The organism is Acinetobacter sp. GWC1_38_13 (assembly GCF_001767535.1).
In the GTDB taxonomy this organism is placed as follows: domain Bacteria; phylum Pseudomonadota; class Gammaproteobacteria; order Pseudomonadales; family Moraxellaceae; genus Acinetobacter; species Acinetobacter junii.
In genome coordinates this window covers 5,756-16,202 of sequence record NZ_MELG01000077.1, presented here as the reverse complement: position 1 = coordinate 16,202, position 10,447 = coordinate 5,756, and the positions used below count along the sequence as shown (strand labels likewise).

The 10,447-nt window shown below is 39.0% G+C and carries 12 protein-coding genes and 1 pseudogene; 3 read left to right on the top strand and 10 right to left on the bottom strand.

From position 1 onward, the window contains the following. The 5 genes from yccS to A2003_RS07615 form a co-directional block, all read right to left on the bottom strand. Positions 1-1,841, bottom strand: a 1,841-nt coding sequence (yccS, locus tag A2003_RS07635) for a YccS family putative transporter (protein ID WP_286687115.1), incomplete at its 3' end; no start/stop codon positions are given. Then, entirely contained in the window at positions 1,834-1,956 is a 123-nt protein-coding gene (locus tag A2003_RS07630) for a hypothetical protein (protein ID WP_286687114.1), read from the bottom strand. The genes yccS and A2003_RS07630, both read right to left, overlap by 8 nt. A 112-nt stretch (positions 1,957-2,068) precedes the next feature. Continuing rightward, positions 2,069-2,650, bottom strand: coding sequence for a superoxide dismutase [Cu-Zn] SodC (gene sodC / locus A2003_RS07625; RefSeq protein WP_286687113.1), 582 nt, complete (start codon positions 2,648-2,650; stop codon positions 2,069-2,071). A 107-nt stretch (positions 2,651-2,757) separates the two neighbouring features. Continuing rightward, positions 2,758-3,855: an AI-2E family transporter gene (locus tag A2003_RS07620; protein WP_026057392.1), complete on the bottom strand. Its 1,098-nt coding sequence runs from the start codon at positions 3,853-3,855 to the stop codon at positions 2,758-2,760. Positions 3,856-3,976: 121 nt separating this feature from the next. Then, positions 3,977-4,621, bottom strand: a complete 645-nt coding sequence (locus A2003_RS07615) for a ParA family protein (RefSeq protein WP_004909505.1) — start codon at positions 4,619-4,621, stop codon at positions 3,977-3,979. Between the two features lie 130 nt (positions 4,622-4,751). Between A2003_RS07615 and A2003_RS07610 the strand changes: the two genes are divergently transcribed. Then, entirely contained in the window at positions 4,752-5,219 is a 468-nt protein-coding gene (locus A2003_RS07610; protein ID WP_004909502.1) for a Holliday junction resolvase-like protein, read from the top strand. Between the two features lies 1 nt (position 5,220). Here A2003_RS07610 and A2003_RS07605 read toward each other — a convergent pair whose 3' ends face one another. Beyond that, positions 5,221-5,856, bottom strand: a complete 636-nt coding sequence (locus tag A2003_RS07605; RefSeq protein ID WP_004951672.1) for a class I SAM-dependent methyltransferase — start codon at positions 5,854-5,856, stop codon at positions 5,221-5,223. 200 nt (positions 5,857-6,056) lie between these two features. On the opposite strand from A2003_RS07605, the gene A2003_RS07600 reads away from it, so the two are divergent. After that, entirely contained in the window at positions 6,057-6,620 is a 564-nt protein-coding gene (locus tag A2003_RS07600) for a hypothetical protein (RefSeq protein WP_026057391.1), read from the top strand. 46 nt (positions 6,621-6,666) lie between these two features. Here A2003_RS07600 and A2003_RS07595 read toward each other — a convergent pair whose 3' ends face one another. Next, a complete protein-coding gene (locus A2003_RS07595; RefSeq protein ID WP_286687112.1) occupies positions 6,667-7,209 on the bottom strand; it encodes a hypothetical protein in 543 nt (180 codons plus the stop codon). Between the two features lie 18 nt (positions 7,210-7,227). Next, on the bottom strand, positions 7,228-8,007 hold the full coding sequence (locus tag A2003_RS07590; RefSeq protein ID WP_112986987.1) for a class I SAM-dependent methyltransferase: 780 nt from the start codon (positions 8,005-8,007) through the stop codon (positions 7,228-7,230). 121 nt (positions 8,008-8,128) lie between these two features. On the opposite strand from A2003_RS07590, the gene A2003_RS07585 reads away from it, so the two are divergent. Further along, positions 8,129-9,400: a hypothetical protein gene (locus A2003_RS07585; protein ID WP_112986988.1), complete on the top strand. Its 1,272-nt coding sequence runs from the start codon at positions 8,129-8,131 to the stop codon at positions 9,398-9,400. Between the two features lie 58 nt (positions 9,401-9,458). Here A2003_RS07585 and A2003_RS07580 read toward each other — a convergent pair whose 3' ends face one another. Further along, the gene (locus tag A2003_RS07580; protein WP_112986989.1) at positions 9,459-10,046 is read right to left on the bottom strand and encodes a hypothetical protein; all 588 of its coding nucleotides are present in this window, start codon (positions 10,044-10,046) and stop codon (positions 9,459-9,461) included. A 155-nt stretch (positions 10,047-10,201) separates the two neighbouring features. Beyond that, positions 10,202-10,447, bottom strand: a pseudogene (locus A2003_RS07575) (hypothetical protein); the annotation flags it as partial.

Below are 10,447 nucleotides of genomic sequence, written 5' to 3'. Positions count from 1 at the left end.
TAGCGAAATGCATAGTGAATGAGTTCTTGGTTTGGTTCAGGTTCTGTACTCAGACTAGAAATCATATTAGATAATTCAATCTGAGCATTATGGGCGGCACGACGAGCTTTTCGATACTCAAGATCGTTGGAGCGACCTTGATGATATTGCTGGACAACTGCATGCAAATAATTGAGCGTTGCTTGACTGCTTTTGCGGATATTTTCAGGAATATTTCGGAAATTCCAATCTGGCCATATGAAGTTAACCGCTAGCCATGCGATTGCACAACCGATTAACGTGTCAATGATACGCGGTAAAATAATACTGAAACCTGCGCTTTTTAAATTAAATATTAACAACACCATAAGCGTTGCCATCACTGTTGCGAGTGCATATTTTTTTTGACGCAAATAGAAAAAATATACTCCGCAAATTACAGTAATAACCAATTGACCTTCGATGCTAGGTACAAAATAAAGAACGGGCACACCTAAAAGCACACCCAACAACGTACCAATCGTTCTAAGTTTTAAGCGACTTTTAGTGGCAAAGTAAGTGATCTGACAAACGAACAAACTGGTCAATAAAATCCAATAGCCATTTTTTGCAAAAGGCATCAAGGACACGGCATAACCTACGGCAAACACAATAGCTAAGCGAATTGCATGACGAAATAAAGCAGACTGAGGACTTAGATGCTGTTTTAGTTTTAACAATAAATCCTGAAAGCCTTGAATATCCTCATCCAGTAAGTTGAGATGAGCTTGTTGATGTTGTGTTGATCTTATTTCGATGTTTTGTGGAAATTGCAGTTGAGCAAATTGTTCATGAATACTTTTTAAGTTATTCAGAATCAGTTCTAGGTTTTTAACTTCAAGATTATGTGGATGTTGAGCAATCCAGTCTTGCATGGATTCTTCCAATTGAGCAAGCGCAGCATCAGCGAGTGGGGTATTTTGATAAGTACTTTTATGCAGCAAAGCCTGACTCAGTTTTTTGCAGGCAGTTGCTTGTAGAAACATATTTTTTTGAATACGAAAAATTAAATCGCTACGGCTAAAGTTCTGATGGATTTTTTCATAGTGCAAATAATTGGAGGTGACTTGTTCATGAATATCTTGCGCAAAATAATATAAGTTTAGCCAATAGATACTGCTGTTATTGATGCGTGAGGATTTAAGCCGAGAAAGTAAGGATTGTTTTGCTTGATTTAAACTATTCACCACTTGGGCATTTTTTTGTGAGAGTTCAAATAACAGTGTTTCAACATTATCGACATTATCTGGATCAAACAACTTGGCTTTGCTCTGTAGCAGCTCACCCATTTCTTTGAAAATCGTTGAAATCTTCTCCTGTAAGGGTAGGGTTGGTCGAATCATAAAAAATAAGATCGAGGTCAATCCGTACCACACAGCACCGATGACAAAATAACTCGGTTGTTGATACCAATTTGCATATTCTCCTAGAGCAAACATGGTGTAAATCGAAAGGAGAATCGTACCAAATGAAATCGTCGCATAACGTTGACCTAAAGCACCCATGAGAATCAGTGCTGCACTGGACAAGCTAAGGTAAACGATAAACCAAAATTTATAAGGTGCTAAAAATTCTAAAATGGTACTAACACTAAAGAACAGTACACAGACATAGACCAAATTGCGTAGCCGAATACTCAGACGATCATCGAAGTCTGTGAGGGCAGCCGCAATTGCGCCTAATGTAACAGGAACAATGAATTGACCTAGTCCCAATCCGTGCAACACCAATGTAGTGCCTGTCAACACAATCAAAATTTGTAGGCAATACAGTAGAATCGAGTTTGATCGGAATCGATTAAAAAGATGATAAAGACTATTCACGACTATATTCTGCTATGTGTTGATTCATCATCATATAGCCATATTGCATAGCTAAAATGATGTGCTGATCAAGATATTGAGTCAATTTTTCAACCCATTTTTGTTGATTTTTCATTTAATAAAACTAAGCAAAATTCGTGCTCATCTTTTATTTATATTCATCTTTATAGATAAATTAAGTGAATAAAATCCTAAATTGTGGATATCTTTTGAGATACCCACAATCTTTATTTGATCACACCACAAGCAATTCTTTCACCACCTCCACCAAGGGGTTTAGGTGTGTCAGAATAATTATCCCCACCTGCATGAATCATAATCGCACGTCCCTGAATATCGGAGAGCTTTAATCGAGGTGCGATAACGGCTTGGGTTGCAAAGCCTTTTTCATTGACAGTGAGTGCAGGTAGATCACCTAAATGACCATTTTCTGGCGTGCCGTGATGGGCGATATTGTCAGGATTGTAATGACCGCCCGCTGCCAGTGCTGCACCCATTTTTCCATCTTTCATTGCAGCTTCACATGACGGCTTCTCGTGAATATGAAAACCATGTTCACCCGATGGAAGTTTCCACAATGCAGGGGTGATGATCAGACCATTTGGACTTTCTTGGAAGGATACTGTACCAATCGAAGCACCTATACCATCGGCGCTAACCTGATGGATCGGGATTAAATATTTATGATCGGAGCTAGTGGGCTGTTTCTGAATTTTTGCGGCATTATTGTCTAAGGGAATTGATGAGCATGCACTGATACTCATCATGATTGCACTAAAAACTGCATACCGTTTTAAGGTTGAAAGCATTGCGAATTATCCTTATCTATTTTGTCTTTATTTGATTGATTCAAACAAAGTCTGGGATAACGCGCAAGCTAGATTCTGTATGACAAGATAAATGGTCAAAATTGCATTTAGGATTTGGTTTCTGGTGGTGCTTCGATCGCAGCAATAGGTTCTTGAACATTTTCATGTAGCCATTCACGCCAAATCGCTAATAAGATTGCCAAAATCACAGGACCAATAAATAAGCCGACCAATCCAAAGCTAGCAATACCACCCAATACGCCAAACATGATTAAGATGAATGGGATTTTTGTTGCCCCTGAAATCACGAGTGGTCGAATCACATTATCTGAGCTGCTGACGACTAATAAGCCCCACACCACAACCCCAATTGCTTCAACTGTTTGACCTTGAGCAAATAACCATAAACCGACGCTGAGATACGAAATTGGAGTTCCAAAAGGAATTAATGCCAAGATAAATGTCACCATAGTCAACAACATTGGGTTGGGTACATCAGCTACAAAATAGCTTAGACCTGCCAAAATTGCTTGAGCTACAGCAGTTAAACCTACACCGTAAACGACTGCACGTGTTGTTTCAGAAATCGTTTCTAGATAATGATGCACACGAGGACCAATCACCATTTCAAGTGCACGACTCACTTGTGACAGAATCAGCTGACCATCCCGATAAAAGAAGAACAAGGTCATAATGGCAAACGTAAGTTTGACGAGGTTACGACTAATCTCGCTCAAGACAAAACGACCGTAGCTGAGATGACCTTGAATCCATTCAGCGACATTTTTGGTAATACTATTCGGATCAGCACTTAATTCATTGACTGTACGACTGATGTCTTTGCCAATGATAGGGAGGTTACGAATAAAATCTGGGACTTGAATGTGTCCTGAAAATAATTGTTTTTGTAGATTAAAATATAAATTTCGACCTTCGAGTTGCAGCATGAAAATCGCAAAAATAAATGGGATACCAATCACTAAAATTACAAGTGTAATCATAATAGTAGCGTTCAGTGTAGGGCGGTTCTCACCAAAAAAACGACGTTGTACCCATAAATAAACGGGCCATGTCATATAGGCGATAATAGCCGCCCAAAGAACAGGGACAATAAAGTATTTAAGAATACTAAAGCCCAAAAACAATAAAACAAAAAACAATCCAAACAGCAAAACGCGTTGTAGTGTTGGAGCGTATTGTTGCACCATGGTTTTCTCTAGTGCCAAAAGATAATTGAAACCATATTAACTGAAAAACACCCTGAGTGAAATTTTCACTATAGGATTTCAGCATTAAAGATCAAAAGATTAGCTTTAGATACAGTGCTTAGAACCATTCGCTCGGGTCATCGACCAATTGGTTTAAAACAGGTTGCCATTGATGTTGGATGCTGACAAAGTTTTTTTGTGGCTTATCAAAAACACTTAAACCTTGCATTGCCAATGTCCCATAGGCACTTCTTTCTGATATCCATGCCACAGGTTCTTGTTCAATCTTGTTAAAGAAATCTTGGATATCTTTAGAGCTTGCGCTATTCGGTTTGACTCGATTTGCGACCAATAAGATTTGTACTTTTCCCTTGCGAATACGTTTAATCTCGTGAAGATGCTTGAGAAAACGGCGTGTACTATCAATATCGAAAAATGAAGGTTGTAGTGGTGTCACAATCGCATGTGCTTCGCTCACCAATTGTTCAGCATGTTCACCAGATAAAGCGCCAGGCGCATCAATAATTAAATAATCGAGATTTTTGGGAGCTTCGCCGATTGATTTCTCATGTCGCCAATCGAGACTTTGAATATTAGTGACAGAGTCGGGGCGTTGTTTCAGCCATTGTAAGGATGATTTTTGATTATCTGCATCTGCGAGAGCGACTTTATAACCTTTTTGTGAGAGCGCAGTGGCGAGCGTAATCGCCGTCATTGTTTTACCACAGCCGCCTTTTTGATTTGCGATTAATATTGTCTTCATGAAATTAGATTTTTTAACGTGTGTTTTGTATTCCACTATACCTTAGCATCTTTTTGAACAGAGTGTGCTACACATGACAAAAGTTTAATGTTGCAGTTAAATAGCAGCGTTATTGAAAAAGGAAAGACTTATGTCGGTTTGGCTTGCGATGTTGATTGGTGGCTGTATAGGGGTTGTGATTACCACTCTCATTTTATCAAATAGCCGCAATGGTCGTATTCAAGCTGAATATGAGAAATATATTGCTGAATTGGAACTAGAGCATAAACAGGCATTGTTAGATGCTCAAAAGCGTAGTGTGAATACCAGTCGTGCGGTCTTAAAAGGAAAAATGGCTGAGCAATTTGCCCCGATCTTACCTGAGTTTCAATATTTACCTAGTGATGCCAAATTTCTCGGTGATCCTGTCGATTATGTGGTGTTTGATGGCTATACCGATTTTCGTGACGGTGATGGTGATGCAGAAGATATTGAAGTGATTTTATTAGATATCAAAAGTGGTGGTGCGCGCTTGAGCAAAGGACAACAGGCGATTGCTCAAGCTGTTCGAGAAGGTCGAGTCCGTTTTGAAACTTTGCGGATCGACTTTGATGATTAGTTCAAGGATTCAACAAAATCTTTTGCACTCGGGCAAGTAACATCTTTTGTGCGATCGCAGGAATCCCCTCAGCATCAAAATATTGCTTTTCAATAAATTTGAATTTTGCTTGCGCTAGGCTCCGTTCGATATCCCGATTTAAATGACAACCATCTCCAATGCGCTTCTGAATCGGAGTCAGTAAGGTTTGTAAAGATTGCATTTTTACCGATTCTGGATGTTTGACATGCTCAACGAGATGAAATGTTCCTGTAGGTTTAAGCACACGATAGATTTCAGCTAATGCCTGTTCCAGTTTTGGGATACTACACAGCGTCCATGTCGAAATAATATGGTCTAGCGATGCATCAGCAAATGGTAGTTTCTCAGCACTGGATTGAACGTGTTTCACGTGGAAAGGTGCATTCTGAACACGCTCAATCGCCAAATGATAAATATCTGGATTCGGCTCAAGCGCATACAGGGTATCTACATTGCCATAAAATGGGATGTTGAGACCTGTGCCAAAACCTATTTCAAGAATTTCACCTTCGATCGGAATGAGTAATTCGCGTCGTTTATCCATCAAACTGCCCGTTTGCATGACTTGATTGAGTAAATGCGGAAAGATTCGGCGTTGATAAAATTGATAAATCATAGAGAATCCATTCGTAGATTTAATGGGGGCTGTCGCAGCTAGATGTGAAATGTCAACAGACCCTAAACACTGCACAAAAATATGACTAAAGATTATTTGATTGTTACCAAAAAAAGCAACTTTTCTCATGGTCTAAGCATACTATGAAAGCTCAAACGAGTTTATTTGCTATCAGTCATATTTTTGAGGAAGTAAAAGCCATGAAAAAGCGTCTATGGATGAGTTTATGCATGGTGGCTGCACTGGGTCAGGCACATGCTTCTGCCAGTGGAGTGGAATACAATATTGCGAAAGGTTTATCCCCTCAAGTGAAAGACCAATCGATTTCGGTATTGCAGCCTTTCTACGGTAATTTTCGTATTTTAGGATCTAAAGTTTATCAAGATGATGAGCAAGCCAAGTTTTCACCGATTGATTATGCTGTCAGTTGGGGATTGTTCGCGCATCCTGAAATCGCACGTAATATTTCAGTCAGTCAATATGACCGCTATTTGAATTGGAAAATGGATAAACTTCCCGTGCCTGCGGATCAAGCCATGCAAATGGTATCGAACATGCACATCATTCCTGCCAATCCTGAAATTGCCAAACAGATTAAACAAGTGAAACGTGGTGATTTGGTCCAGTTAAAAGGTGAACTGGTTGAAGTTCGTGATAAAGACTTAGTATGGAAGTCTTCGCTATCACCTACAGATATTGGCGATGGGGCATGTGAGTTATTTCGAGTGAATTCGATTCAATGGATTGAAAAGCAGAAAATCTAATTCAAATTAATCCAAAAAAACGAGGGGGATAACCCTCGTTTTTTATTTAATTGCTTTTATTTTCTGTAGCTTGAGCACTTCGCCAATGATGGAGTTGACTTTGTGCATGTAAATATTCATTTAACTGATTAACTTGCTGATTGGTGTCTGTCGCATTTTGTAGCACCTTTGCTTGGCTTTCCCAATAATCATATAACAAACCTTGAATATAGCGTCCTTGTTCAGTTTTTAGATTTAAATCTTTAAGCATTGTGAGTGCAGAGTTCACATTGTCTTTTTGGCGTTGTGCTTCAAACTCTGGTGTCAATGTATTTTCTTGCTTCATTTTGGCAAGTTCGATTTCCATGCTATCAGTCATCTCAGTAAAGCGACGATCATAGTCATCTAACACAGCAATATCATGCGCATCATCTGCAGTTGCAGGAAATTGCTTGATCGGTGTCTGATTCAATTGACCAATCGCATCTTGACTAGAGCTGGTTTGATTTTCAGTTGCTGCTGTGGGTTCTTTGTCTTTGTTGCAACCTGTGAGAAAAAGGACTGAACTAAACAATGCTGCAAGGACATAAGTGGTTTTAACGGTTGGCATGGACATATTCATCCCTGATTAATTTGATATTTTCTGAAAGTGATAGGCATAGGTGATATAAGGGAAATCTATCTGATCTTGCGGAGATCGTCCTGTAAAATCAAATACAATTTGTTCAAATTTCGCTTTGAACTGTTGTTGTTCAGGATAGGGCATTGCTGCAATAAAACTGGTGGACAATAAGCGTTTGCTGACTACCTGTTCTACCGTACCAGAATGTATCAGTTGAAAGGTCTGCAAACTATTTAATTTGAATAAATCCTGATCATCGAAAACTTCTTTCCAACGCCCACTATGATAACGTGGAGTATCTCCTTCAAAAGGTGCTATTTCATCTGCTAAAGCTTGAACCCAATCAACATTGATGTCTCTTTGATTCCAAATTAATCCTAGATGACCTGATGGTTTGAGGACTCGATGGATATCAGAAAGGCTGAGTTGATTTGCAAACCAATGAAATGATTGCGCACAAAGAACACGATCAATAGAAGCATTTTTGAAGGGGAGTGAATCTGCTGATGATTGAAAGCACTCAATATCAGGGTAGCTTTGTTGGAGCTGCTTTAACATTTCATTTACAGGCTCAACAGCCAGCACTTTGGCACCTGTTTGAATCAGGTAAGGTAAGAATTTGCCAGTCCCAGAACCTAGGTCTATAACAGTTGAACTTTCACCTATTTTGAGACGATCTTGCAGCCAAACCACTATTTCTTGTGGATAATTGGGACGAACCTGTTGGTAAAGTTCAGCACCTGAACTGAAGCCTTTTTGCGCCGAAGGATGCAGGGATTGTGTCATTTTTTGCGCTTTTTAATCTGTTCTATCTCTATAAAATAAGATACTCGGCAATTTGGGTTTGGCAAAGTCATGATTTGGTGACTTTTTGATACCAACCTAGGATCAACTTTTCAGTGTGAGCATGGATAAGCAAATAATATTTGAAGATGAACATATTCGCGTTATTTTTTTGAAAGGTTCAAGCGACACATTAGTGGTTTCTTTTGGCGATTTGATTAGTCGAGCCAAAGGAATGTCCATCAATGCTGAAAAATCATTAATTAAATATGAATACAATGTCATCGGCATAATGCCGAAATTAAAAACATGGTTTCCTAAGGCCAGCATGTTGCAGATGCAACAACAGATTCAGCCAATTCTTGAACAGTTTGAAAAGCGAGTGGGCTATGGCGGTTCAATGGGTGGCTATGCCGCAATAAAATACTCAAACTTGTTGAATATGCAAAAAATTGTGGCATTTGTTCCACAATTTTCGATTGACCCAGAAGTTGTCGAAGATCGTCGTTATGCAGAATTTTTTGATGCATCTATTCATCAAAATATGCAGATTCAGGCGGATGAGGTCGACGCATCTCGGGAGTATATTCTTGTCTATGATCCCTATTTTGCTGAAGATAAAGAGCATTTCTTAAAAATAAAACCTTTGTTGCCACAGATGGATGTTATTCATTTGCCTTTTACAGCACATGAAGCACTTTCGGTATTGGCAAGCTCGCAACTGTTACATGATTTTGTAGAAAAGCCGTTTGAGCTGACGTATTTTTATCGTCGTGTGCGTGAAGTGAAAAAACAAAGTAAGTTCTACTATCGTCATGTTTTGGATGCTGCCTTATCGAAGCATCAACAAGCATTGTTAAAGATTTTAGAAAATAATGACTTTGCACTTGATGAACGATATTTTGATGCTGTAATGAAACAAAAACTCGTTCAGCAGTTGTTTAAATTGCAACAGGGAACTGAGCAAAATTTACATAAATTAGGTGCGCATGCACATTTTGTTCAAAAAATTCAAACAGCAGCTGCCAACGTCTGTACCCCACAAAACCAATTCTTGGTTTTTAACTTGGTTAGTTTAAAACTTGAAAGCTATAGTGCAGAGCATATTCAGGAAAATTCACAATACCTTGTGCCTTTGCACTTAAAGCCGAATGCGCTAGTTGAGTTAAATTTAAACGATGAATATTATTTCTTGACCATGAATGATCGGGGAATTCATAAACTGATCAAGTTTGGTGATGCTTTACCTTTAGATCAATCACCACTGATATTTAAACAATATCCAGATTTTTATAATCTTAGTTACAAGCAACTGACTTTAAGTTGTGAAGATGATGGTCTGACGCATTTTATTGAGAGTCATTCTGCTGAGCAGAGTCGATTACAACTCTGTTAAACAAAAAAAGCCCTTACATTGCTAAGGGCTTTTTATTTATTAGATGGGTATAAAGTAATTAATTAATGCCGACTTTAGCATTGGTGTTTACATTGGCATTTACACCTAAAACTTTTACACCCACGTTAGTGCCTGCTTGCAGATTTTTCTTATCTGCATTTAAGCCTGTTTTGGCATCTACCGCTGCTGTTTTATTATTCAGCTGCGCTTTTGCATTGGTTTGAGCTTCTAAGCTTAGCGCCTTAGAAGCTGCTTGCTTGTCCGCAATACGTTTTTTCACATCCGCCGTTTTGTCAGCAGCAAATGTTCGACCATCTACGGCTTTCTCTACAGCATAATCTTTCGTATTTTTCACGGCAGTACCCGTGGTATGAATCACTTTTGATCCTATATTTGCAGCAGTACCCACAGTTTTCTGAGATGCATTCACACCTGTGTTCACGGCCGCATGACCAACATGTTGTGCTACATGACCAACGCCTTGTGCTGTGTTAGCAACTGCACCTGTAATGCCTTTTACCAATCCACCAGATTGAACATTCACTTGAGCAGATCCATTCGCATTTACCCCTACATTTTGTGCAAAAACAGAAGCAGAAGCGAGAATAGTTGTTGTCACGATAGCTGTTTTGATCATTTTCTTCATTGCGGTTTCCTTTAAATATGTGCCATGTTGGGGCACTTCATGAACGCAAATGAATCATATCGAGCAAATGAGAGAAAGCTATGGATTTCAGCAAAACTTTACAACTAGATTACAGCTTAAAAACACTTTGGATAGAAATTGTGGAGATGGCAAACTTAGCCACATTGGTCCAAAACGGTTTGGTTAAAGTAGCTTTTTAACTTGTCAAAGTTATGTTTTACCTCAGGTTTCTGAATGTCAAATACCGTGGTTTTTCGGGTTTTCTGATCTAATACAGGTTTTTCAGTGGTCGCATTGAATAAACGATTCGGCACATATTGATAGGTCTCAGAAAAAGCCCGACTTAACTGATTGCCTTTAAATTCCCATGATTCCGTACTCTGCCCACCATCAAAATAACC

What these genes read in the sequence shown, in the direction of transcription:
- A2003_RS07630 (WP_286687114.1), bottom strand. Translation starts at nt 1,956, where the DNA reads ATGAAAAATCAACAAAAATGGGTTGAAAAATTGACTCAATATCTTGAT.
- sodC (WP_286687113.1), bottom strand. Translation starts at nt 2,650, where the DNA reads ATGCTTTCAACCTTAAAACGGTATGCAGTTTTTAGTGCAATCATGATG.
- A2003_RS07615 (WP_004909505.1), bottom strand. Translation starts at nt 4,621, where the DNA reads ATGAAGACAATATTAATCGCAAATCAAAAAGGCGGCTGTGGTAAAACA.
- A2003_RS07610 (WP_004909502.1), top strand. Translation starts at nt 4,752, where the DNA reads ATGTCGGTTTGGCTTGCGATGTTGATTGGTGGCTGTATAGGGGTTGTG.
- A2003_RS07605 (WP_004951672.1), bottom strand. Translation starts at nt 5,856, where the DNA reads ATGATTTATCAATTTTATCAACGCCGAATCTTTCCGCATTTACTCAAT.
- A2003_RS07600 (WP_026057391.1), top strand. Translation starts at nt 6,057, where the DNA reads ATGAAAAAGCGTCTATGGATGAGTTTATGCATGGTGGCTGCACTGGGT.
- A2003_RS07595 (WP_286687112.1), bottom strand. Translation starts at nt 7,209, where the DNA reads ATGCCAACCGTTAAAACCACTTATGTCCTTGCAGCATTGTTTAGTTCA.
- A2003_RS07590 (WP_112986987.1), bottom strand. Translation starts at nt 8,007, where the DNA reads ATGACACAATCCCTGCATCCTTCGGCGCAAAAAGGCTTCAGTTCAGGT.
- A2003_RS07585 (WP_112986988.1), top strand. Translation starts at nt 8,129, where the DNA reads ATGGATAAGCAAATAATATTTGAAGATGAACATATTCGCGTTATTTTT.
- A2003_RS07580 (WP_112986989.1), bottom strand. Translation starts at nt 10,046, where the DNA reads ATGAAGAAAATGATCAAAACAGCTATCGTGACAACAACTATTCTCGCT.